Annotated in this window: 20 protein-coding genes; 14 read left to right on the plus strand and 6 right to left on the minus strand. The window is 65.2% G+C overall.

Annotation, left to right across the window (positions count from 1 at the left end; all coding sequences use genetic code 11):
- Window positions 1-44 precede the first annotated feature (44 nt).
- From hutI to hutU, 3 genes are read left to right on the plus strand one after another with little or no spacing between them, the layout of a single operon-like run.
- A complete protein-coding gene (gene hutI, locus AC1RQP_RS29840) occupies window positions 45-1,259 on the plus strand; it encodes an imidazolonepropionase (RefSeq protein ID WP_492940275.1) in 1,215 nt (404 codons plus the stop codon).
- Window positions 1,256-2,815 (plus strand): histidine ammonia-lyase, encoded by a 1,560-nt coding sequence (gene hutH / locus AC1RQP_RS29845; RefSeq protein ID WP_492940277.1) that lies wholly within the window; start codon window positions 1,256-1,258, stop codon window positions 2,813-2,815. The genes hutI and hutH overlap by 4 nt, the downstream gene beginning before the upstream one ends.
- A 10-nt stretch (window positions 2,816-2,825) precedes the next feature.
- Window positions 2,826-4,493, plus strand: a complete 1,668-nt coding sequence (hutU, locus tag AC1RQP_RS29850; RefSeq protein ID WP_492940279.1) for a urocanate hydratase — start codon at window positions 2,826-2,828, stop codon at window positions 4,491-4,493.
- A gap of 39 nt (window positions 4,494-4,532) precedes the next feature.
- Here the strand turns inward: hutU and AC1RQP_RS29855 are convergent, their stop codons facing one another.
- Entirely contained in the window at window positions 4,533-5,165 is a 633-nt protein-coding gene (locus AC1RQP_RS29855) for a TetR/AcrR family transcriptional regulator (protein WP_492940281.1), read from the minus strand.
- 251 nt (window positions 5,166-5,416) lie between these two features.
- On the opposite strand from AC1RQP_RS29855, the gene AC1RQP_RS29860 reads away from it, so the two are divergent.
- From AC1RQP_RS29860 to AC1RQP_RS29895, 8 genes are read left to right on the plus strand one after another with little or no spacing between them, the layout of a single operon-like run.
- A complete protein-coding gene (locus AC1RQP_RS29860) occupies window positions 5,417-6,277 on the plus strand; it encodes an FAD binding domain-containing protein (protein WP_492940283.1) in 861 nt (286 codons plus the stop codon).
- Window positions 6,274-6,795 carry a (2Fe-2S)-binding protein gene (locus tag AC1RQP_RS29865; RefSeq protein ID WP_492940285.1) on the plus strand — a complete coding sequence of 174 codons (522 nt, stop codon included), beginning with the start codon at window positions 6,274-6,276 and terminating at the stop codon, window positions 6,793-6,795. Before AC1RQP_RS29860 ends, AC1RQP_RS29865 begins: the two co-directional genes overlap by 4 nt.
- Window positions 6,792-9,167 (plus strand): xanthine dehydrogenase family protein molybdopterin-binding subunit, encoded by a 2,376-nt coding sequence (locus tag AC1RQP_RS29870; RefSeq protein WP_492940287.1) that lies wholly within the window; start codon window positions 6,792-6,794, stop codon window positions 9,165-9,167. The genes AC1RQP_RS29865 and AC1RQP_RS29870 overlap by 4 nt, the downstream gene beginning before the upstream one ends.
- A 23-nt stretch (window positions 9,168-9,190) precedes the next feature.
- Window positions 9,191-10,432 carry an ABC transporter substrate-binding protein gene (locus AC1RQP_RS29875; protein WP_239625676.1) on the plus strand — a complete coding sequence of 414 codons (1,242 nt, stop codon included), beginning with the start codon at window positions 9,191-9,193 and terminating at the stop codon, window positions 10,430-10,432.
- Window positions 10,433-10,442: 10 nt separating this feature from the next.
- On the plus strand, window positions 10,443-11,318 hold the full coding sequence (locus AC1RQP_RS29880) for a branched-chain amino acid ABC transporter permease (RefSeq protein ID WP_239625674.1): 876 nt from the start codon (window positions 10,443-10,445) through the stop codon (window positions 11,316-11,318).
- Window positions 11,315-12,313 (plus strand): branched-chain amino acid ABC transporter permease, encoded by a 999-nt coding sequence (locus tag AC1RQP_RS29885; RefSeq protein WP_492940290.1) that lies wholly within the window; start codon window positions 11,315-11,317, stop codon window positions 12,311-12,313. Before AC1RQP_RS29880 ends, AC1RQP_RS29885 begins: the two co-directional genes overlap by 4 nt.
- On the plus strand, window positions 12,310-13,065 hold the full coding sequence (locus tag AC1RQP_RS29890) for an ABC transporter ATP-binding protein (protein WP_131870898.1): 756 nt from the start codon (window positions 12,310-12,312) through the stop codon (window positions 13,063-13,065). Before AC1RQP_RS29885 ends, AC1RQP_RS29890 begins: the two co-directional genes overlap by 4 nt.
- On the plus strand, window positions 13,058-13,777 hold the full coding sequence (locus AC1RQP_RS29895; protein WP_239625673.1) for an ABC transporter ATP-binding protein: 720 nt from the start codon (window positions 13,058-13,060) through the stop codon (window positions 13,775-13,777). Before AC1RQP_RS29890 ends, AC1RQP_RS29895 begins: the two co-directional genes overlap by 8 nt.
- 2 nt (window positions 13,778-13,779) lie before the next feature.
- Here the strand turns inward: AC1RQP_RS29895 and AC1RQP_RS29900 are convergent, their stop codons facing one another.
- The 4 genes from AC1RQP_RS29900 to AC1RQP_RS29915 form a co-directional block, all read right to left on the minus strand.
- A complete protein-coding gene (locus AC1RQP_RS29900) occupies window positions 13,780-15,789 on the minus strand; it encodes a putative bifunctional diguanylate cyclase/phosphodiesterase (protein WP_492940292.1) in 2,010 nt (669 codons plus the stop codon).
- Window positions 15,790-16,148: 359 nt separating this feature from the next.
- Window positions 16,149-16,427 carry a TonB-dependent receptor plug domain-containing protein gene (locus AC1RQP_RS29905; RefSeq protein WP_492940294.1) on the minus strand — a complete coding sequence of 93 codons (279 nt, stop codon included), beginning with the start codon at window positions 16,425-16,427 and terminating at the stop codon, window positions 16,149-16,151.
- Between the two features lie 62 nt (window positions 16,428-16,489).
- The gene (locus tag AC1RQP_RS29910; protein ID WP_492940296.1) at window positions 16,490-17,620 is read right to left on the minus strand and encodes a hypothetical protein; all 1,131 of its coding nucleotides are present in this window, start codon (window positions 17,618-17,620) and stop codon (window positions 16,490-16,492) included.
- A 265-nt stretch (window positions 17,621-17,885) separates the two neighbouring features.
- Window positions 17,886-18,173: a hypothetical protein gene (locus AC1RQP_RS29915; protein WP_492940298.1), complete on the minus strand. Its 288-nt coding sequence runs from the start codon at window positions 18,171-18,173 to the stop codon at window positions 17,886-17,888.
- A gap of 167 nt (window positions 18,174-18,340) precedes the next feature.
- Between AC1RQP_RS29915 and AC1RQP_RS29920 the strand changes: the two genes are divergently transcribed.
- Window positions 18,341-19,150: an ABC transporter substrate-binding protein gene (locus AC1RQP_RS29920; RefSeq protein ID WP_492940300.1), complete on the plus strand. Its 810-nt coding sequence runs from the start codon at window positions 18,341-18,343 to the stop codon at window positions 19,148-19,150.
- Here AC1RQP_RS29920 and AC1RQP_RS29925 read toward each other — a convergent pair.
- On the minus strand, window positions 19,124-19,822 hold the full coding sequence (locus tag AC1RQP_RS29925) for an ABC transporter permease (protein ID WP_492940302.1): 699 nt from the start codon (window positions 19,820-19,822) through the stop codon (window positions 19,124-19,126). The genes AC1RQP_RS29920 and AC1RQP_RS29925 overlap by 27 nt on opposite strands.
- 455 nt (window positions 19,823-20,277) lie before the next feature.
- Here AC1RQP_RS29925 and AC1RQP_RS29930 point away from each other — a divergent pair, with 455 nt between their 5' ends.
- Complete coding sequence (locus AC1RQP_RS29930) at window positions 20,278-21,129, plus strand: 3-hydroxybutyryl-CoA dehydrogenase (RefSeq protein ID WP_239625661.1); 852 nt, start codon at window positions 20,278-20,280, stop codon at window positions 21,127-21,129.
- 136 nt (window positions 21,130-21,265) lie between these two features.
- Window positions 21,266-21,730, plus strand: a complete 465-nt coding sequence (locus AC1RQP_RS29935) for a group III truncated hemoglobin (RefSeq protein ID WP_492940304.1) — start codon at window positions 21,266-21,268, stop codon at window positions 21,728-21,730.
- Window positions 21,731-21,954: the final 224 nt, after the last annotated feature.

Genomic DNA, 21,954 nt, shown 5'->3' on the forward strand with positions numbered 1-21,954 from the left:
ATGTCTAGACATATAAGTCAAGCATCCCACGAAGGGGCCGTTGCATGGCAGAGCGCTTCGACCGGATCTGGCACAATGCCCGGCTCGCCACGCTACGGGCCGACCGCCCCGACCTCGGCGAGATCGAGCACGGCGTGATCGCCGCGCGCGGCGGCCGTATCGTCTATGCCGGCGCGCAGGCCGATTTTCCGGCGGACGCCGATGCCGCCGAACGGGTCGACTGCGAAGGGCGCTGGATCACGCCCGGCCTCGTCGACTGCCACACCCATCTCATCTATGGCGGCAATCGCGCGCACGAATTCGAGTTGCGCCTGAAGGGCGCAAGCTATGAAGAGATTGCGCGCGCCGGCGGCGGCATCGTGTCGACGGTGGCCGCGACGCGCAAGGCGAGCGAGGCCGATCTCGTCGCAAGTGCGCTGCCGCGGCTCGATGCGTTGATCGGCGAGGGCGCAACCACGATCGAGATCAAGTCGGGCTACGGCCTCGACACTGCGACCGAGATGCGGCAGCTCGCAGCCGCACGCAGCCTCGGACGCCGGCGACCGGTTGCGGTCCGCACATCCTTTCTCGGCGCACATGCGCTGCCGGTGGAAGCTGATGGCGACAAGGACCGTTACATCGATCTCGTCTGTCAGGAGATGTTGCCGGCGGTTGCAAAGGCGGGCCTCGCCGATGCGGTCGACGCCTTCATGGAAGGCATTGCGTTCTCGGCTGCGCAAACCGCACGGGTGTTCGAGACGGCGAGGGAGCTCGGCCTGCCGGTCAAGTTGCATGCCGATCAGCTCTCGAACCTCGGCGGTGCTGCGCTTGCCGCGAAATTTTCGGCGCTGTCAGCCGATCATTTGGAGCACGCCGACGAGGCCGGCGCCGCCGCAATGGCGAAGGCCGGGACGGTAGCGGTGCTGCTGCCCGGCGCCTTCTACTTCATTCGCGAGACTCAAAAGCCGCCGGTCGAGGCGTTCCGCACGCATGGGGTTGCCATGGCGCTCGCAACCGACTGCAATCCCGGCAGCTCGCCACTGACCTCGCTTCTGCTCACGATGAATATGGGCGCGACACTGTTCCGGATGAATGTGGCCGAATGCATCGCGGGCGTCACCCGTGAGGGTGCTCGTGCGCTCGGCATCCTCAGCGAAGCCGGCACGCTGGAGATCGGCAAATGGTGCGATCTCGCGATCTGGGACATCGAGCGGCCCGCTGAGCTGGTCTACCGCATCGGCTTCAATCCGCTGCACCGCCGGGTGTGGAGGGGACAATGACGAACGAGGGCGCAGCGATCGTCGTCAAGCCGGGAACGGTCAGTCTCGATGACCTCGCGTGCGTGCTCGATGGTGCGCCCGTCGTGCTCGATCCCTCGTTCTGGCCGCGCATCGAAGCGGCGGCGGAGATCGTCGCAAGAGCTGCGCGCGCGGATGTCCCCGTCTACGGCATCAACACCGGCTTCGGGAAGCTGGCGTCGAAGCGCATTCCGCCTGATCAGACCGCGCTGCTCCAGCGCAACCTGATCGTTTCACATTGCTGCGGCGTCGGCGCGGCGACGCCAGAGCCGATCGTCCGCCTGATGATGGCGCTGAAGATCATCTCGCTCGGCCGTGGCGCCTCCGGCGTGCGTCGCGAGTTGATCGAGCAGCTGCAGGACATGCTGGCGCGGAGTGTCACTCCGCTGGTGCCACAGCAGGGCTCCGTGGGCGCCTCCGGCGATCTCGCGCCGCTTGCGCATATGACCGCGGTGATGATCGGCGAAGGGCAGGCGATCGTTGACGGGAAAACCGTGTCCGGCGCTGAAGCGCTGGCAGCGGCCGGCCTCGCGCCGCTGACGCTCGGTCCCAAGGAGGGGTTAGCGCTGATCAATGGCACGCAATTTTCGACCGCCTACGCCATATCGGGCGTGCTGCGTGCATTCCGCCTGGCGCGGGCCGCCCTCGTCACCGGCGCATTGTCGGTGGACGCGGCGATGGCCTCGACCGCGCCGTTCCGGCCCGAGATCCAGGCGTTGCGCGGCCATGCCGGGCAGATCGCCGCGGCGGCGACGCTGACGGCGCTGCTCGATGGCAGCGACATCCGCCTCTCGCATCTCGAAGGCGACGAGCGTGTGCAGGATCCCTATTGCCTGCGCTGCCAGCCACAGGTCGCGGGCGCCGCGCTCGACCTGATCACGCAGGCCGCGCGCACGCTGATCGTCGAGGCCAATGCCGTCACCGACAATCCGCTGGTGCTGGTCGATACCGGGGAGATCGTCTCCGGCGGCAATTTCCATGCCGAGCCGGTCGCCTTTGCTGCCGACGCTATCGCGCTGTCTCTGTCGGAGATCGGCGCGATCAGCGAGCGGCGCATTGCGACATTGGTCGATCCCGCGCTGAATTTCGGCCTGCCGCCGTTCCTCACCCCCGATCCCGGCATCAATTCCGGCTTCATGATCGCCGAGGTCACGGCCGCCGCGCTCTATGCCGAGAACAAGCAGCGCGCGCTCGCCTGCTCGATCGATTCGACGCCGACAAGTGCAAATCAGGAAGATCATGTCTCGATGGCAGCGCACGCCGCGCGGCGGCTGTCCGACATGGCCGACAATCTCGCCGCCATTCTCGGCATCGAGCTCCTCGTCGCCGCGCAAGGCATCACGCTGCGCGCGCCGCATGCGACCAGCAGGCCGCTTGCTGCCGTCATGGCCGCATTGCGCGAGCAGGTGCCGGCGCTCGCTGCCGACCGCTATATGGCTGGCGATCTCGCCAAGGCGGCTGCGTTGATCGAGGCCGACATGCTGACGGGCGTCGCGACGGCCGCGCTTTCATCCGATCCATTTCCGAGACTTAGCTGAAGAGGTCCGCATGAACCGCCGACTGGACAACGACCGCACCATCCGCGCGCCCCGCGGTAGCGACATCAGCGCCAGGAGCTGGTTGACGGAAGCGCCCTTGCGCATGCTGATGAACAATCTCGATCCTGATGTCGCGGAACGCCCGAGCGAGCTCGTCGTCTATGGCGGCATCGGCCGCGCCGCGCGTGACTGGGAGAGCTTCGACCGGATCGTTGCGGCCTTGCGCAAACTCGAAGCCGACCAGACGTTGCTGGTTCAGTCCGGCAAGCCGGTCGGCGTGTTCCGGACCCACGCCGACGCCCCACGGGTGCTGATCGCGAACTCCAACATCGTGCCGCATTGGGCAACGCTCGACCATTTCAACGAGCTCGATCGCAAGGGCCTGATGATGTACGGCCAGATGACGGCGGGCTCCTGGATCTATATCGGCAGCCAGGGCATCGTGCAGGGCACCTACGAGACCTTTGTCGAGGTCGGTCGGCGCCATTATGGCGGCAGCCTGGCCGGCAAATGGATCCTCACCGCCGGCCTTGGCGGCATGGGCGGCGCGCAGCCGCTGGCCGCGACCATGGCCGGCGCTTCGATGCTCGCGATCGAATGCCAGCCCAGCCGCATCGAGATGCGCCTGCGCACCGGCTATCTCGATCGCCAAGCCGCAACGCTCGACGAGGCGCTCGCGATCTTGGCAGAGGCCGCGAAGACGAAGAAGGCGGTCTCGGTCGGCCTGCTCGGCAATGCCGCTGAAATCTTCCCGGAGCTGGTTCGCCGTGGTGTCAAGCCTGACGTCGTCACCGACCAGACCAGCGCGCACGATCCGATCAACGGATACTTGCCGAAAGGCTGGACGCTGGCCGATTGGGAGGCGAAACGCGCTTCCGATCCAAAGGCAGTCGAGCGCGCGTCGAAGACCTCGATGGTCGACCATGTCCAGGCCATGCTGGATTTCCACGCGCAGGGCATTCCGACGCTCGACTACGGCAACAACATCCGCCAGATGGCGCAGGACATGGGCCTGAAGAATGCCTTCGATTTCCCCGGCTTCGTCCCTGCCTATATCCGCCCCTTGTTCTGCCGCGGCATCGGACCGTTCCGCTGGGCTGCGCTCTCGGGCGATCCCGAGGACATCTTCAGGACGGATGCCAAGGTGAAAGAGCTGATGCCCGACGACAGGCATCTGCACAATTGGCTCGACATGGCCAAGGAACGCATCAAGTTCCAGGGCCTGCCGGCGCGGATCTGCTGGGTCGGACTCGGTGATCGCCATCGCCTCGGCCTCGCCTTCAACGAGATGGTGGCGCGGGGCGAACTGAAAGCCCCCATCGTGATCGGCCGCGATCATCTCGACAGCGGTTCGGTCGCCAGCCCCAACCGCGAGACCGAGGCGATGAAGGATGGCTCGGACGCCGTGTCCGACTGGCCCTTGCTCAATGCGCTGCTCAATTGCGCCAGCGGCGCGACCTGGGTGTCGCTGCATCATGGCGGCGGCGTCGGCATCGGCTATTCCCAGCACGCCGGCATGGTGATCGTCGCCGACGGCACGCCGGAAGCTGCCAGGCGCATCGAGCGCGTGCTCTGGAACGACCCGGCCAGCGGCGTCATGCGCCACGCCGACGCGGGCTACGAGATCGCGATCGACTGCGCCCGTGACAAGGGGCTCGATCTGCCGAGCTTGGTATAATAGCTGCAATTCTAGCTCTCCCCTCTGGCAGGGGTGAAGTCAAACGCGCCGGGGCGTATTGCTTACCAGTCTTGGCATCGTCGTCTTCGCGCCGTCCATGAAAGTCTGGACGGCGTCGCGGACGATGGCGCCGAGATCGGCCGGGATCGGCGTCGCGTAAATGAACTTGCGGATCGCGAGATAGAAGATGCGGCCGTGCAGGCCCCAGAACAGCTCGGTCTCGCGTTCACTCAATGGGTGAGCTCTTGCGTCGGGCAACATCAGCTCATGACGCAGCTCGGCGGCCGCCGGCTCGATGATCTCGCGGCGGACGATGTCGAGATAGCGGCTGGTGATGTCGAACGACTTCATGCCGGAGAACACGAAGATCCTCACCCAATTGTACTCGAACACGCGTTCGACATAGTCGAGATAGAAGCGGGTGAGCCGCGCCTCCAGCGGCAAGGCCCGGTCGCGGATCATCGGTCCCCAATCGGGTGACCAGCGGCTGAGATAGACTTCCTGGTAGACCCGCTCGATCAGCGCCTCCTTGCTGGGGAAGTGGCGGTAGATCGCCGAATGCGTGATGCCCATGCGCTTGGCGAGCTCGCGGGTCTGGCCCTCGAAGCCGCGCTCCGCAAAGAACCGGATCGCCTCGTCCACGATCGCGCGCTCCCGATCCGCCGCGCGCATGTTGCGGCGCTTTGGCGCGGACTTGCCTGTCTCGGTCCGCTTTCGGACCAGTCGCTTCGCCGTTTTCTGCGCTTTCCGGGCCATTTCGTCGCTGAATCGTGCGTCTCGGTGCCTTCATAGCCCAAGGCGCATTTGTGACCAAATGGTCATTTCCTGTTGACCGCCTCCCGGCGGCGTGTCAGGATTTTGAGACCAGATGGTTACAAATCTGGCATCCCGGCTGATGAGCCGATGGATTTCGGGGAAACGCAGTGAAGGCGAGGGCTTTCAGCTATTTTCGTGCTGCGACGATCGACCAGGCGCTGGACGCTCATGCGCGCGCCGGGGACGATGCGCGTTTCATCGCCGGCGGCCAGAGCCTCGTGCCGGCGCTGTCGTTGCGGCTCCAGGCGCCGCGGCTGCTGATCGACATTACGCACATTGCCGAGCTGCGCGGCATCGGGCGCGAGGGCGCCTATTTGCGCATCGGCGCACTGACGCGCCACTGCGAGATGCTGACCGAGCCGCTGATCGCGGAGTTTGCGCCGCTGCTGCATGCCGCGGCACCCTTCGTCGCCCATCCCGCGATCCGCAACCGAGGCACGTTCGGCGGCAGCGTCGCACTGGCCGACCCGGCTTCCGAATTTCCCGCGATGACCTTGGCGCTGGATGCCGAGATCGAGATCGCCGGTGCCTCGGGCCGGCGGCGCGTGAAGGCCGATGAGTTCTTCATCGACCTGTTCGAGACGGCATTGCAGCCCGGCGAACTGATCACGGCCATCTACGTTCCGCTGTTCAAGGCCGATCAGCGCTATGCGTTCGACGAACTGGCGCGGCGGCGCGGGGATTATGCGCTGGTCGGTTGCGGCATGCTCGCGACTTTCACGAGTGACCGGATCGACGACATCCGCATCTCATTCTTCTCCGTCGGCAATAGGCCGACGCGGGCGAAGGCCGCTGAGGCGGCTTTGATCGGCTTCGGCCTCGATGCGAAACATATCGTTGCCGCGCAGGCGGCGCTCGAGGGTGATCTCGCGCCGCCCGAGAACGACGAGGTGCCGCCTGCGATGCGCCTGCACCTCGCCCGCGTGTTGCTTGGCCGCCTGCTTGGACGTCTCGGTGAGGGCGCATGAGAGGCTTCGACGAAACCCTGCTGGACGAGGCCGACGAGACTGTGCGGGTCCGCTTCGTCGTCAACGGCCGCAAGGTCGCCTGCGAGGTTGCTCCGCGCGAGACGCTGGTTGATTGCCTGCGCGACAAGCTCGAGCTGACGGGCACGCATGCCGGTTGCGAGATGGGCGCCTGCGGCGCCTGCCTGGTCCAGATCGACGGTCGCGCCGTGCACTCCTGCCTGATGTTCGCGGTGCAGGCCGACGGTGCCAGGATCGATACGATCGAGGGGCTCACCGAGAGCGGGGCGATCGCCGACCTCCAGGCCGAATTCCATCGCCGCAACGCGCTGCAATGCGGCTTCTGCACGCCGGGCATGCTGGTCAACGCCTACGAGCTGCTCTTGCAGGTGGCACAACCGAGCCGCGAGCAGATCCGCGACGCGCTGTCGGGCAATTATTGCCGCTGCACCGGCTATGAAGCCATCGTCGACGCCATCGACGCCGTCGCCAAAGCACGCAGCGCCGGAGGCGCGAGATGACTGCGCCGCTGACCTCGCTCGACCGCCCGAACTCCTACATCGGCCGCTCCGTGCCGCGGCCGAATGCCAAGCGCCTGCTCGCCGGGCGCGGGCGCTATGTCAGCGACCTCCGTCTGCCGCGCATGCTCTATGCTGCGTTCCTGCGCAGTCCGCATGCCCACGCCAAGATCGTCTCGATCAGGACCGGCGAGGCGCGCGCGCTGGAAGGCGTGCATCTCGTCGCGACGGGGACGGACCTCGCAAAGATCTGCACGCCCTGGACCGGCACGCTCGATCATTTCAAGGGCATGACCTCCGCGCCGCAATTGCCGCTGCCGCTGGATCGCGTGGTCTGGGCCGGACAGGCAGTGGTCGCCGTCGTCGCTGAGAACCGTGCGACCGCCGAGGATGCGCTGGAGCTGATCGAGGTCGACTACGAGGACCTTCCTATCGTCGTCGAGATCGACGGCGCGCGTGAGGCCGGCAGCCCGCTGGTGAATCCCGGCAGCGTGAGCAATGTGTGCTTCCGCAGCCAGCTCGACAGTGGGGCCGTTGATGACGCCTTCGCGCATGCAGCCCATGTGGTGGAGGAGGAATTTTCCTTCGGCCGCCATACCGCGGTGACGCTGGAGCCTCGCGCCATCGTTGCCGACTACGATCCCGCCGCCGGGATGCTCACCGTGCATCATGGCACCCAGACTCCCTACCAGTTCCAGGACCTCTATTCGCGCCACTATGGCATCCCGGAAGCCCGTGTTCGCGTGATCGCGACCGACATCGGCGGCTCATTCGGCATGAAGTTGCATGTCTATCACGAGGACATGGCGGTGGTCGGCCTCTCGATCCTGCTCGGCCGTCCCGTGAAGTACGTCGCCGACCGCATTGAATCGTTCGTCTCCGACATCCACGCCCGCGACCACCGCGTGCGGGCCCGCATGGCGCTGGACGCCAAGGGCGAGATTCTCGCAATGGACGTGCTGGATCTGACCGCGATCGGCGCATTCTCGACCTATCCACGCACCAGCGTGGTCGAGGGCAACCAGGTGATCCGCCTGATCGGCGCGCCCTACCGCTTCAGGAACTACCGCGCCACGCTGGAGGTGATCTTCCAGAACAAGGTGCAGACCAGCCAATATCGTGCCGTCGGCCATCCCATCGCCTGCGCCGTCACCGAGCGGATGGTCGACATGGCGGCGGCGAAGCTCGGCCTCGATCCTTTCGCCATCCGCGCGCAGAACGTGATCGCCGATGACGCCTATCCGCAGACCTCGCCGACCGGCTACCGCTTCGAGGCGCTGTCGCATCAGGCGTGCCTCGAGCGCCTGCACGAGATGATGGGCTATGACGGCTTGCGTGCCGAGCAGGCGGAGTTGCGCAAGCGCGGCATCTACCGCGGCATCGGCATTGCCACCTTTGTCGAGATCACCAACCCGAGCCCGGCATTCTATGGCGTCGGCGGCGCACGCATCTCCTCGCAGGACGGGGCGATCGTCAGCCTGACGCCGTCGGGCGAGGTGCGCTGCCTGATCTCGGTCACCGAGCAGGGGCAGGGCACCGAGGCGATCATCAGCCAGATCGTGGCCGATCAGCTCGGCCTTGCGCAGGAGCACGTCAAGGTCATCACCGGCGATACCGAGGTGACGCCGCATGGCGGCGCCACCTGGGCCTGCCGCGGCGCCGGCATCGGCGGCGAGACCGCGCTCCAGGCCGCGCGCGCGCTCAAGCGCAACATTCTGGAGATCGCCGCGCTCATCCTTCAGGAGCAGCCGTCGGCCCTCGACATCGTCGATGGCGACGTCGTGGACGCAGGCACGCGGAACCAGCGCATGCCGATCTCGGAGATCGCGCGCATTGCCTATTTCCGCTCCGATACCCTGCCGCCGGGCACGCAGGCGCAGCTCACCGTCAGCCATCATTTCGCCCCGCAAGGCTATCCCTTCGCCTTCACCAACGGCATTCAGGGCTGCTCGCTGGAGGTCGATGTCGACACCGGTTTCATCAAGCTCCTGAAGCATTTCATCGTCGAGGATTGCGGCCGGGTCATCAACCCGATGCTGGTGGACGAGCAGCTTCGCGGCGGCATCGTGCAGGGACTGGGCGCGGCGCTGTTCGAGGAGTGCCGCTACAGCGAGACCGGACAGCTCGTGAACGGCTCGCTCGCCGACTACCTCGTCCCGATGCCGATGGAGATGCCTGACATCGTCATCGCCCATGTCGAGACGCCGACCGCCGACACCGAGCTCGGTGCGAAGGGGGTTGGGGAGGCCGGCACCGCAGCGGCGTCCGCCTGCGTGCTCAACGCGGTCAATGATGCACTCGCGCCGTTCGGCGCCGCCGTCAATTCGATTCCGATCACGCCTGCAAGAGTCCTGAAAGCCCTGAAGCGTTTCTAGAAAAAAGACAGTTGGAGGAAATCATGCCCAAATCCGGTTCGACCCCGAAGATAACCCGCCGCACCGCGCTCGCCGGCCTCTCGGCCAGCGCGGCCCTGCTCGCCATGCCGCGGCTCGGCCGCGCCGCCGACGAGACGATCCGCATCGGCTTCCCGACACCGCTGACCGGGCCGTTCGCCGCTGAAGCGCGCGATCAGGTCAAATGCGCCGAGCTCGCGGTGAAGCTCGTCAATGACAAGGGTGGCATTGCCGGCCGCAAGGTCGAGCTGCTGGTCCGCGACGACAAGCTCAACGCCGGCGAGGCCGCGACCCGCACGCTCGAGCTGATCGAGAAGGACAAAGTCCATGCCGTGGTCGGCGCGCTCTCCAGCGCGGTGCAGCTGGCGGTCAACGAGGTCACCCGCGCTCGCGGCGTGATCTACGTCTCGATCAGCCAGTCCGACACCATCAATGAGGCCAAGGATTTCAGCAAATACACCTTCCACGAGGCGCTGAACCCGCACATGACGACGGCCGCCGTGGCACGGCAGACCCTGAAGAAGGGCATGAAGGTCGCCCATCTCGTCGCCGACTATGCCTATGGTCACGAGATGCTGCGCGGCTTCAAGCGCGCGCAGGCCGCGATCGGTGCGGACAGTGTCGGCGAGATCCTGCATCCGTTCGGCGCCGCCGACTATTCCACCTTCATGCCGCGCCTGATGTCGATGCGACCCGACGTGCTCTGCATCTCGAATTTCGGTCGCGACCAGGCCAATGCGATCAAGCAGGCCGTGGACTTCGGCGTCAAGCAGCAGATGAAGATCGTCGTCCCGGTCATCCTGCACAATCAGCGCCTCGCCGTCGGCCCCGACGTGTTCGAGGGCGTGGTCGGCGGCGCCAATTACTATTGGGGGCTGGAGACGCAGAGCAAGTCGGCCGCCAGCTTCAACACGGCGTTCAAGGCCGCCAATGGCGGCGCGATTCCGACCGACTATGGCGCCTACGGGTATTCCGGCGTCGGGTCGTTGCTGGCCGCCATGCAGACCGCCGGCGGCACCGATACGGACAAGGTCGTCGATGCCCTGGAGAAGCTGCAATACGATCTGACCAAGGGCCCGCAGCACTACCGCAAATGCGACCATCAGTCGGTTCAGTCGGTGCTGGTGCTGGAGTCCAAGAAGAAGTCGGCCATGGCCAACGAGAACGATCTGTTCGCGATCCTGGCCAACGACGCGGGGGCCGACGACATGCTGCGCAGCTGCAGCGAGCTCGGCCACGCGACCTAAAGCCCTTACGATGGACCTGTCGCTGATCATCATGCAGCTTCTCTCCGGGATCGCCCTTGGGGCGGTCCTGGTGATCACTGCGCTTGGGCTGACGATCGTGTTCGGCATGCTCGGGGTGGTGAATTTCGCCCACGGTGCGCTGTTCATGATCGGAGCCTATGCGGGGCTTTATCTGGCATCACTCACCGGAAGTTTCTGGTGGGGGCTGCTGCTCGCACCCATCTTGATCGGCGTCTTCGGCATGCTGATCGAGTTCGTTCTGATCCGGAGACTGTATGGACGCTCGATCGACGATCCGCTGCTGCTGACCTTCGGCCTCAGCTACATCCTGGTCGAGGGGGTGCGCATCGTGTTCGGCAGCGACGGCATTCCTTTTCCGACGCCGCCGCAGCTGGTCGGCGTGCTCGATCTCGGCATCGGCTTCTTCCCGCGCTACCGCCTGTTCGTCATCGTGCTGGTGGCGATGGTGCTGCTGGTGCTCTGGCTGACGCTGGAGAAGACCCGCGTCGGCCTGATCGTGCGCGCCGGCGCGCGCGATCCGACCATCATGCAGGTGCTCGGTGTCGATATTGGGCGGGTCTGGCTCGCGATCTTCGGGCTCGGCGTCGGGCTTGCCGCGCTCGGCGGCGTGCTCGCCGGCCCCATGCGCAGCGTCAATCCGGAGATGGGCTCGCTGGTTCTGGCGGAAGCCTTCGTGGTGACCGTGATCGGCGGGCTCGGCTCAATCGTTGGCGCAGTCGTTGCTGGTCTCATGGTCGGCGTATCCATCAGCATGGTGGCGCTGTTCGCGCCGGAGATGGCGACTATCGTCATGTTCGCACTGATGGCGGTGGTGTTGCTGATCCGCCCGCAAGGCCTGTTCGGTGTGAGAGGGAGGACGGCGTGACGCTACCTTCGAGCGGCGAAGCGGTCGCCAAACCTGCCTCCAGCGGGCTCGGCTGGCTCCTCGACCAGCGTGTGCTCCTCTCGATTGCCGTGCTTGCCTTGCTGCCCTGGTTGCTGCCGTCGAAGGCGCTGGCCGTCAACGTCCTGATCTACGGCGTCGTGGTGATGGGGTACAATCTGCTGTTCGGCTACACCGGGCTGCTGTCGTTCGGCCAGGCTGCGTTCTTCGGTGCAGGCGCCTACTTCACCGGCATCGCGATCGGACGCTACGGCATACCCTGGTTCGCCGCCGTACCGATCGCCGTACTCCTCAGCACCTGCCTGGCCGCCGCAATCGGCATCGTCTCGACGCGCACCCGCGGCATCTACTTCTCCATGGTGACGCTCGCCTTGGCGCAACTCGTCTACTACGTCGCGCTCCAGGCGGCCTCCCTCACCGGCGGCGAGAACGGGCTGCGCGGCTTCACGGTCGACCGGATCAGTCTGTTCGGCCTTCAGGTCAATTTCCTCGATCCCGTCAACAAGTACTACGTGCTGATGGCCTTCGCGGCGTTGGCGATGTGGTTCCAGTCGCGCATCCTGAACTCACCGTTCGGGGCCGTCATCGAGGCGATCCGCGAGAACGAACAGCGGGCACGGGCCTGCGGCTATGACGTCGAACGCAGCAAGCTGGTCGTGTTCATGCTGTCGGGCGCGATCTCATCGCTCGGCGGCTGCATGCTGGCACTGCATCTGTCCATCGTGCCGCTGGATATCCTGCACTACCAAACCTCGGGCATGATCGTGATGATGGTGTTGCTCGGCGGCGCCCGCAGCTTCTTCGGGCCCTTCGTTGGTGCTGCCAGCTTCCTGATCCTGGAGGACGTCATCTCGCTCTGGACGCCGCATTGGCAGATCTTCGTCGGTGCGATCTTCGTGCTGTTCGTGCTGTTCCTGCCCAAGGGCATCTGGGGTACGCTGCTCGATGCGCTCGGCGTTGGAAAGGCGCGGCGATGAGCGGCGAGCTGCTTCGCGCCGAAGGCATCGGCAAACGCTTTGGCGGCTTCGTCGCGCTCGAAGACATCACCGTTTCTTTCGCGGCCGGCCAGCTCACCTCGATCATCGGGCCGAACGGCGCCGGCAAGAGCACCTTCTTCAACATCCTCTCGGGTGCGCTGACGCCGACCTCGGGCAAGCTGCACTTCAGGGGACGTGAGCTGAACGGGCTGCCGCAGCACCGCTTCGTGCATCAGGGCATCTCGCGCTCCTACCAGATTACGAACATCTTTCCCGATCTGTCCGTGCACGAGAATGTGCGCGTGGCTGCCCAGGCGCTGATCGTGAGCTACGACATCTGGCGCAACCGCGCCCGGCTCGCTGAACTGGGTGCGCGCGCAGACGCCGCGCTCGACGCAGTCGGGCTGCTGGCCAGGCGGAACGAATTGGCGAAATTCCTGTCGCATGGCCAGCAGCGCGCACTGGAGATCGCGATCGCACTGGTTTCCGAGCCGGAATTGCTGCTACTGGACGAACCGACTGCCGGCATGGGGCCGGAAGAGACAAAGGATATGGTCGCTCTGCTCGAGCGCCTCGCCGAGAAGCGCACCGTGCTCCTGGTGGAGCACAAGATGAAGATGGTGCTGGGGCTCAGTAAGCGCGTGGTCGTGCTGCATCACGGCCGCCTGCTGGCGGACGGCGCGCCCGACGAGATCAGGAGCAATCCGGAGGTCCGCCGGGTCTATCTCGGACAGAGTGAAGGCTATGGCTGAGACCGCGCTGCTCGAAATCAACGATCTCCATGCCTGGTATGGCGCAAGCCATATCCTCCACGGCATCTCCCTGCACGTGAACCGGGGTGAGGTCGTCGCCCTCGTCGGCCGCAACGGTGCCGGCAAGACGACGACCTTGCGGGCGATGATGGGCCTGATGCCGAAGGCGGCGGGCCGCGTGCGCTTCGCAGGCAGGGAGCTGTTGCCGCTCCGCGCGCATCAGCGCTTCCATCTCGGCCTCGCTTACGTGCCCGAGGAGCGCCGCATCGTCCCCGGCCTGTCCGTGCGCGAGAATTTGCGGCTCGGTCTGGTCGCGGCCGGCGGCGATATCGAGGAGCGCACGGCGATCGACGAGATCGCCGAAACCTTCCCGCGCCTGAAGGAACGTCTCGATCAGGAGGGCGTGACGCTCTCGGGCGGAGAACAGCAGATGCTGGCGATTGCGCGCGCGCTGATCGCAAAGCCCAAAATGATCCTGCTCGACGAGCCCTCGGAGGGCATCATGCCGGTCCTCGTCGAGGAGATGGGCGTGCTGTTCCGCCGCCTGCGCGACGAGGGCAAGACGCTGCTGCTGGTGGAGCAGAACGTCGAATGGGCGCTGCGGCTGGCTGACCGCGCCGTCATTATTGATCAAGGCGAGGTCGTGCATCAAAGCAGCGCGGCGGCGCTGCTCGCGGACAAGGATATCCAGGAGCGCTATTGCGCGGTGTGACTTTAGGCCACGACCTTCGCCCCGGTGCCTTCGAGGCGCTGGCCTTCCTTCGCCAGATAGTCGCCGATCGCATCGGCCGGCATGGGCTTTGCGAAATAGTAACCCTGGATGTAGTCACAGCCGAGCCGGCGCAGGCTGTCGAGCTGGGCGCGGGTCTCGACGCCCTCGACGACGCAGGCGATCTCCATGTCGTCGCACAGGCCCGTGAGCGACTTGATGATCTTGTGGCTGACGGGATTTTCGTTGATGTCGGCGACGAAGCTGCGGTCGACCTTGATCTTGTCGAGCGGTAGCCGGTGGACGTGGCTCAGTGACGAATAGCCGGTGCCGAAATCGTCAAGCGAAATCCCGCAGCCCATCGCCTTCAGCGTCGCGATCGACTGCTGCGCGCGCACGAAGTCGAAGGTCACGGCGGTCTCGGTGATCTCGAAATCGATCCGATGCGGCGGCAACCCACTCTTCTCGATGATGGAGATCAGCGGCAAAATGCCCTCCGCCGCGCAGACATCGTGGGCGGAGAGGTTGAACGACAGGCGGACGTGATCGGGCCATGTCCTGGCGATGGCGAGCGCGCGCACCAGCAGCGCCTGCGTCAGCGGCCGGATCAGACCGATACGCTCGGCGGCCGGGATGAAATCGGCTGGGGAAACCATGCCGAGGCGAGTGCTGTGCCAGCGCGCGAGGACCTCGAACCCGGCGGTGTACTCGCTCATGGCGTCGACAATCGGCTGGAACACCAGATCCATCTCGGTACTGAAATCGGCCGTGCGCAACAGGTTCTCGATGACTCCGCGGCTGCGGATCTCGGCCTCGAGCTCGCTCGAGAAGATCACGGTGCGGCCACGCAGATTGCGCTTGGCGTGATAGAGCGAGTAGTCGGCGCACTCGTATAGCGCTTCCGACGTGGTCGCTGAGTCCGGAAACGATGCGAATCCGATCGAGCACGACAGCCCGGTGTGGGCGGTATCGAGCTGGTAAGGCAGCTTGACCTGGCCGCCGATGCGTTCGCCCAGCCGCATCAGATCCGCGTCGTCGGGGTCGCCGCACACGACGAGGCCGAACTCGTCGCCGCCGAGCCGGGCGAACTCCACGCGCTGCGGGCCAAAGCCCTCGCAGACCTCGCGGATGCGCCGGCCCGCCTCGATCAGGACGCGGTCGCCGACCGAGTGGCCGTAATTGTCGTTGATCGGCTTGAAGCCGTCGAGATCGATGATGCCGACCGCGACGCGAACGTTCCTGCGCTCGGCATCTGCGAAGGCACTCGACAATTCGGCGAAGAAGCGGCGGCGGTTCGGCAGCTCGGTGAGGGTATCGAGATTGGCAAGTCGAAAGTTCTCGTCCGAGAGCGCCTGCGTCGCCGCCTGTTGCGCCAGCAGCGATTTGCGGCTGGCGACGAGATCGGCGAAGTCGCGGTAGTAGATGAACAGCACCGTCACCATCGCGCCGGAAACCAGGAGGTTGTTGACGGCGATCGCCTTCAGCGTCGGCTCGCCTGTGGCGAAGAAGAACAGCACATAGGGCACGTCGACGATCAGCGTCACGATCAGCGCTGCTGGACGCAGATGCATCAGCGAGAAGATGCAGCCGATCACGGTGACCGCCATGTAGAAGGCGACCTGGCTCTTGGCGAAGGGATCGCCGTAGGGATAGAGCGCGAAGGACCAGGCGGTGAATCCGGCACCGATCGGCAGGGTCAGCCAGTTGGTGGTGCGCAGATTGCGCAGGATGTCGGCGTCACTGCGCACGATGTGACGCTGGCGCAGCCACCAGAAGGTCCGTAAGCCCGCGAGCACGGTCAGCACGCTCGGCACGATCATCGTCAGCCAGTCCGGCGCCACGTTCACATAGGTGTAGGCGACCGCGATCGTGTTGCTGATCAGGATGAAGTAGAGCAGCGGGATCTGCTTGGAGAACGCGTCGAACTGCGCACGCGTCAGGTCCGGGTTATCGGCCGGTACGCGAAACAGCCGCGTTGCGGCGGCAAGATGAGACTTCAAATCGGCAACAGGCATTGAAATACGAGCCCCGCATCCCCTCAAAACGCGGGCGATCTTGCATGGCGCGGGTAAAGGGCGCGTTAGATCGGGGCGCGCGGAAGGCGGCACGGGTCGCGCGCTACCTCGAGGTCTTGTCGGCCCTGTCGATTGGTGAAGTCCCGTTAAGGATAATCCGCCGCTGGATGCGTGCGTCTCGGGCGCCGCAATCACTGCAGCGACGGTCTGCTAACCATGGTGGCATCTGGTGTGCTCGCGCCACCTCTCCCCGTCGGGCAGCGGCTTGTCACGCTCCCCGGGCCACGAGCAGCGCGGTCTGCTTCCCAGTTTTCTTGTGGTTCGGATCGGGTGATTGCCGTGGCTCGACCGGTCACGCTTCAGCGCCCGATCGTCACCCCGGCGGCGGAGCGCATTGCGCCTCTCAGGCTGGTCGCGTTCATGTCGTCGAGGACCTGCCGCGTCAGCACGGTGGTCTGGCCGGGCGTGTCGAGGATCGTCTCTCCGCGCGAGGAAGAGAGTCGATCGGACTTGTAGGGTGCTGCTGGATCGGTGGCGGGAGCGGCCGTGGCTGCAGGACGCGGCCGTTTGCCCGCGGCGAGCGCGGGCTGTGAGATCGAGAAGGCGATCACGACCAGAAGCAGCGACCTTGCGCGCATGTGCGATCTCCCATGTCGGGATTTCAGGCTAGCACATCGGGAGCGTGGTCGCAGAAGAAGGATCAGGCGAGAGCGGCCTGGCGCTCCCGCGCCGGTTCGCGGACCCGCTCGATATTCCGTGGCTCGGCGAGCCGGGTGAAGCTGCGATGGTTCGCCTGCGCGGGCGCCTCGACAATGACGCCCTCACAGATGATCTGTCCGCCGAGCATCTTGAATTCCAGCTTGTCGTAGCGCGGCATTGTCTCGCCGGGTGCCGGCGGCAGCAGCCCGACGCTTCCCTGGATGTTCAGCGCGGCCTCGCCGGTGCCGTGAAGCCGCGGATTCCACATACGGATTCCGGTCTCTGCCCAGCGTTGCCGGATCAGCGCGGCGCGGTCGGCGGGTTCCGCGGCTCTCGCGCGAGCTTTCGGTGCGCTGCGGATCTCCGGAGCGGGAGATTCGAGCGGCGGAGCCGGTTCGATCTCGATGGCGACGCTGGCTGACTCGCTGGCCGCCGTCGCAACGGCTGAGACGAGCGGGACATCGTTTGCAGGGGCCGGCGCGACCTCGACGGCGAGCTCCGGGTCGCTGTCGGCTCCGGCTTCAGGAACGTCGGGCGCGACGCTATTGGCATCGCCGAGGAGGACCGGGATTGCTTCGACGGCGACCGTTTCGACCTCGGCGGAAACGTCGGGCGAGGGGGCAGTCTCGAACACGGCATCAGGGACGTCAGTCGAAGCGGTCGCGACGTCTGGTGATGAAATCACAACCTCTTCTGCGACGACGGAAACGATTTCGGCGGGAGATGCATCGCCAATGATGGCGAGATCAGCGTCCGCAACTGGCTCGTTCTCCGCGTCGGTCGGTGAAACCAGCACCTCCTCGGCGACTGGCGGCGTCTCGGGCGCCTCGATTTCCGTCACTCTCTCCGGAGATGAGTCGTCGCTGGTCCAGATATCGTCGGACGGATTCTCCTCGACGACAGACACAGCCGCATCGTTCTCCGCGACCGGAGCCTGGGTGGCGGGGTCAGCGTCGTCGCGCACCGGGGCGGTGCTGATCTCGGCGATTGGAGCTTGAGCAGTGGCCGCGACGTCTTCGATGATGGCGGGCGAAGCGTCCGTGGCGATCGGCGCGACGTCAATGCTGCCGCCGTGCGGCAAGGGCCGAAGTCGGGTAAACGCCCAGTTCACCGCGGGGATGCGGCGCAGCAACGATATCAGTCTCGAAAGCACTGGGAGTTGTCCAAGAGGTACTCGGCGTGAGGCAATCGCTGATTCGCCAGCAATGAGAAAACCTGCCCCGGCCGTCACACTCGTGTCAATGTAGGGTGGACCAATTGCAGAACATCCACGCATCCACTGCGCGGGGTGAATTTCCCCCGCACTTTGCGAATGCGGTTCGCGATTCCTCCAATCGACGCGCCGCTTGGAGTGGAAGAGGGACAGCCGTCCCCTTTCCGGATATTCGATCCTTAGTTCACTTGCCGGAGCCGGAGCCGGCGGAGCCTGCGCTGCCCCCGGCCTGGCTGCCCATATTGTTGGTGTTGCTACCGCCGGCAGATGGCGACTGCGCGCCCTTGCTGTCGCTGGCCTCGTTCTGCATGTTCGATGTACGTCCCGTCGTCATTCCCTTGGTCGCCGGGCCTCGCGACGAGGGGCCGACGTCGCCCTGACCGGACGCGCCGGGGACGGGTTGTGTCTGCGCGAAGGCGCCACCTGTCGCGAGTGCCATGATGCATGCGGATGCCAGGATGATCTTCTTCATCGGATTCTCCTTGACTATACATCCCCGGACAACCTGCCTGCGTCGACGACGTTCCTGCCGACGCGTGTAGCCCCTCGCGTCAATTTTCGTTGCGGCCCTCCCAAGGGGTTCCCGTCGTCGTCGCCAGCGGCTATTCAGAACCGTCATTGTCTGGTCGGAGACGACGCATGAGGAAGCTTGCCACGATCGGAGCGGCCCTGCTCTGGTCCACCATCGCACTCGCACAGGATCGCACCATCACGGTGGCCTCGACCACTTCGACGGAGCAGTCGGGGCTGTTCGGTCATCTGCTGCCGCTGTTCTCGAAGGCGGAAGGCATCAGCGTGAAGGTCGTAGCCGTCGGCACAGGTCAGGCGCTGGATATCGGCCGGCGCGGGGATGCCGACGTGGTGTTCGTCCATGACAGGCCCGCCGAGGACAAGTTCATGTCCGAAGGGCAGGGCGTAAAACGGTTCGACGTCATGTACAACGACTTCGTCATCATCGGGCCCAGAAGCGATCCGGCGCGGATATCAGGCAGCAAGGATGTGGTCGAGGCGCTGCGCAAGATCGCGACGGCCAAGGCGACTTTCATCTCGCGCGGCGACAAGTCCGGCACGCATGCGGCCGAGTTGAGGCTATGGAAAGAGGCGGGCGTTGACCTCGGCGCCGGCAAGGACAATTGGTACCGGGAAATCGGTCAGGGCATGGGCCCGGCGCTGAACATGGCCTCGTCGTCGAACGGCTATCTCCTGTCGGACCGCGGCACCTGGCTATCGTTCAAGAACCGTGGCGAGCTCGCCATCCTGACCGAGGGTGACAAGCGGCTGTTCAACCAGTACGGCGTCATGCTGGTGAATCCTGAAAAGCATCCGAGCGTGAAGGCGAAGGACGGGCAGGCCTTCATCGACTGGCTGGTTTCGCCGAAGGGGCAGGAAGCGATTGCCGGGTACAAGGTCGGCGGCGAGCAGCTATTTTTCCCCAACGCGTCCCACTAGCACGAAGGCGACGGTCGACACCGCCACGCTGAGTGCCAGCAGGATCAGTCCGAGTCCGAGCGCCAGCGGCAGGTCGCCTTTGCTGGTTTCCAGTGCGATCGCCGTCGTCATCGTGCGGGTGAAGCCGCGGATGTTGCCGCCGACAATGATGATGGCGCCGACTTCCGCAATGGCGCGCCCGAACGCCGCGAGAAAGGCCGTCAGCAGCGAGGTTCGCCCGAGCGCGAACAGCAGGCCGATGCTGCGCAGTGTCGATAGCCCGTCGATCCGCGCCAGATCGCCATACTCCGCCCAGAGCAAGCTCGCCGGCCGGTGCACCAGCGCCACCACGATCGGCGTCGCCAGCAGCGTCTGCGCGATCACCATCGCCGCCGGGGTGAACAGCAAGCCCGCCGCCCCGAGCGGACCGGACCGCGACAGCAGGAGATAGAGGGCGAGCCCGACCACGACCGGCGGCAGGCCGAGCAGCGCATTGGTCACGACGATGATAACCTGACGTCCCCGGAAACGGGTGATCGCAAGCAGGGCTCCCAACGGTGCGCCGATCAGGAGCGCGACGATGCTGGCAGTCAGGCTGACCCGCACCGACAATGCGACGATGCCCAGCAGCTCGGCGTCGGCTTCGCCGATCAGCGTGAAGGCGGCTCCGACGGATCGTGCGAAATCGTTCATCCGGCCTGACGCTGTTGCGCCGGCTCGATGCCGGTGATCCTGGTCACGTCCATCGCGAAATCCTTCGTCCTCGGCAGCCTGCCCCTGACAGCTTCGGCCCGCCTTGGCGGCAGGCCGGGTCCTCCACGAGCATCCTCGGATGGCAACTGCGCCGGTTGTGGCCGCTACGGTCCGCACAATCAAGAGGTTGCAATTCAGGGGGCACAGGATGCGCGCTTGTCCCCTCTGAATCGGCCGCCCGATGCCCGGCCGCAGGGCACAATATCCGGCAGATTCCGGTAGGAAGAGCCCAAATCCTGGCGCGGCGCGGCGGTGGACGGCTTTATTCCGCCGGTGGATGCACTAGGAAGGACAGGATCAGGTCGCACCCGCCAGGTGGTGGTGCTAGACCCTGATGCAGGACAATGGGGCCGGGCCGATCCTGGCGCGCCCGCAAAGATGAAGGATGTGACGCAATGATCCAAACCGTTGGCATCATCGGGGCTGGGACCATGGGGAACGGCATCGCGCAGGTCTGCGCCGCGGCCGGACTCTCGGTCGTGATGGTCGATATTTCCGATGCGGCGGTGAACCGCGGCCTCTCGACCGTGGGCGGCAGTCTCGAGCGCCTGGTCAAGAAGGACAAGATGTCGGCGGCCGACCGCGAGGCGACACTCAAGCGCATCACGGGCACCACCGACCGGTCGAAGCTGTCGGATTGCGATCTGGTCATCGAGGCCGCGACCGAAAACGAGGAGCTCAAAGTCAAGATCCTGAAGGACCTCTGCGCCAAGCTGTCGCCGCGCACGCTGGTCGCGACCAACACGTCGTCGATCTCGATCACCAAGCTCGCTGCGGCGACCGATCGTCCCGACCGGTTCATCGGCATGCACTTCTTCAACCCGGTGCCGGTGATGGCGCTGCTGGAACTCATCCGCGGCTTGCAGACCTCGGACGACACCCATGCCAAGGCGCTCGATTTCGCCAAGCGCGTCGGCAAGGTGGCGATCACGGCGAAGAACAGCCCGGGCTTCGCCGTCAACCGCATCCTGTGCCCGATGATCAACGAGGCGATCTTCGCGCTCCAGGAGGGGATCGCAACCGCGGAAGAGATCGACGCCGGCATGAAGCTCGGCTGCAACCATCCGATCGGGCCGCTGGCGCTCGCCGATCTCGTCGGGCTCGACACCATGCTTTCGGTGATGGAGGTCTTTTACAATGGCTTCAACGATCCTAAATACCGGCCAGCGCCGCTGCTGAAGGAAATGGTCGATGCCGGCCATCTCGGCCGCAAGACCGGGCAGGGCTTCTACACCTATAGCGCCTGATGAAGGCATCGGCGGCGGGCACTCAACGTCCGCCGCCGGATCCCGCAATTTGCGCTGCGACAAAGACGCCGTGCGCAATTGACCCGACAATGTCGAACGGGCGGCCTGCGGGAACAATGGAACGGACACAGAGGATATGTCGGATCGACTGAAGGCCGAGCGCGAAGCTGCGGCTGCACGGCGGAGCCTGTTGACGCAGGATGCGATCGAACGCACCGGGATCACCGAAGAGATGATCGGGGAGCTCGTCACCCGCTTCTACGGACGCGTGCGCGAGGACGCACTGCTTGGTCCGGTCTTCGCCATCGTGCGGAATTGGGACGAGCACCTCGCCAAGCTCCGGGACTTCTGGTCCTCGGTGGTGTTGATGAGCGGCCGCTATCATGGCTCGCCGATGCGGGCGCATCTGCCGCTGAACCTGGTGGGAGATCATTTCGACCGCTGGCTCGATCTGTTCGAACAGACCGCGCGCGAGGTCTGCCCGCCGGCGGCGGCTGCGTTGTTCATCGACAAGGCGCGTCGCATCGCCGACCGTTTCGAGATGGCTTCGGCAACTGTCGCAGGTCGCATCGCATCGCCGCGTCACGTGCTGAGGTCCTGAATACAAGATGCCTGCCTGAGAAACGCGCATCTCTCGATGTCGCGCTGCACCAATTCCAACATCATCGGTCTGATCTGCAAAATCATCATGCGGTTCGCGTGATGCGATGTAGAATTTAAAAAAACGCGCTTGAACGCGTTCAGTATCATTCAATCATCGCGAGCAAAGCCATATTGATGCACTGCGGCGCCAATTCTTTGCCTTGTTTTCGGCAGAGTTCCAGC

This window comes from Bradyrhizobium sp. GW821-FHT13H06, assembly GCF_058803975.1.

Bases quoted from the DNA above. Each gene is read 5' to 3' on its own strand.
- AC1RQP_RS29890 (WP_131870898.1), top strand. From the start codon at position 12,310: ATGAGCGGCGAGCTGCTTCGCGCCGAAGGCATCGGCAAACGCTTTGGC.
- AC1RQP_RS29870 (WP_492940287.1), top strand. From the start codon at position 6,792: ATGACTGCGCCGCTGACCTCGCTCGACCGCCCGAACTCCTACATCGGC.
- AC1RQP_RS29920 (WP_492940300.1), top strand. From the start codon at position 18,341: ATGAGGAAGCTTGCCACGATCGGAGCGGCCCTGCTCTGGTCCACCATC.
- AC1RQP_RS29855 (WP_492940281.1), bottom strand. From the start codon at position 5,165: ATGCGCGCGGCGGATCGGGAGCGCGCGATCGTGGACGAGGCGATCCGG.
- AC1RQP_RS29865 (WP_492940285.1), top strand. From the start codon at position 6,274: ATGAGAGGCTTCGACGAAACCCTGCTGGACGAGGCCGACGAGACTGTG.
- hutU (WP_492940279.1), top strand. From the start codon at position 2,826: ATGAACCGCCGACTGGACAACGACCGCACCATCCGCGCGCCCCGCGGT.
- AC1RQP_RS29905 (WP_492940294.1), bottom strand. From the start codon at position 16,427: ATGCGCGCAAGGTCGCTGCTTCTGGTCGTGATCGCCTTCTCGATCTCA.
- hutI (WP_492940275.1), top strand. From the start codon at position 45: ATGGCAGAGCGCTTCGACCGGATCTGGCACAATGCCCGGCTCGCCACG.
- AC1RQP_RS29875 (WP_239625676.1), top strand. From the start codon at position 9,191: ATGCCCAAATCCGGTTCGACCCCGAAGATAACCCGCCGCACCGCGCTC.
- AC1RQP_RS29900 (WP_492940292.1), bottom strand. From the start codon at position 15,789: ATGCCTGTTGCCGATTTGAAGTCTCATCTTGCCGCCGCAACGCGGCTG.
- AC1RQP_RS29915 (WP_492940298.1), bottom strand. From the start codon at position 18,173: ATGAAGAAGATCATCCTGGCATCCGCATGCATCATGGCACTCGCGACA.
- AC1RQP_RS29935 (WP_492940304.1), top strand. From the start codon at position 21,266: ATGTCGGATCGACTGAAGGCCGAGCGCGAAGCTGCGGCTGCACGGCGG.
- AC1RQP_RS29925 (WP_492940302.1), bottom strand. From the start codon at position 19,822: ATGAACGATTTCGCACGATCCGTCGGAGCCGCCTTCACGCTGATCGGC.
- AC1RQP_RS29895 (WP_239625673.1), top strand. From the start codon at position 13,058: ATGGCTGAGACCGCGCTGCTCGAAATCAACGATCTCCATGCCTGGTAT.
- AC1RQP_RS29930 (WP_239625661.1), top strand. From the start codon at position 20,278: ATGATCCAAACCGTTGGCATCATCGGGGCTGGGACCATGGGGAACGGC.
- hutH (WP_492940277.1), top strand. From the start codon at position 1,256: ATGACGAACGAGGGCGCAGCGATCGTCGTCAAGCCGGGAACGGTCAGT.
- AC1RQP_RS29880 (WP_239625674.1), top strand. From the start codon at position 10,443: ATGGACCTGTCGCTGATCATCATGCAGCTTCTCTCCGGGATCGCCCTT.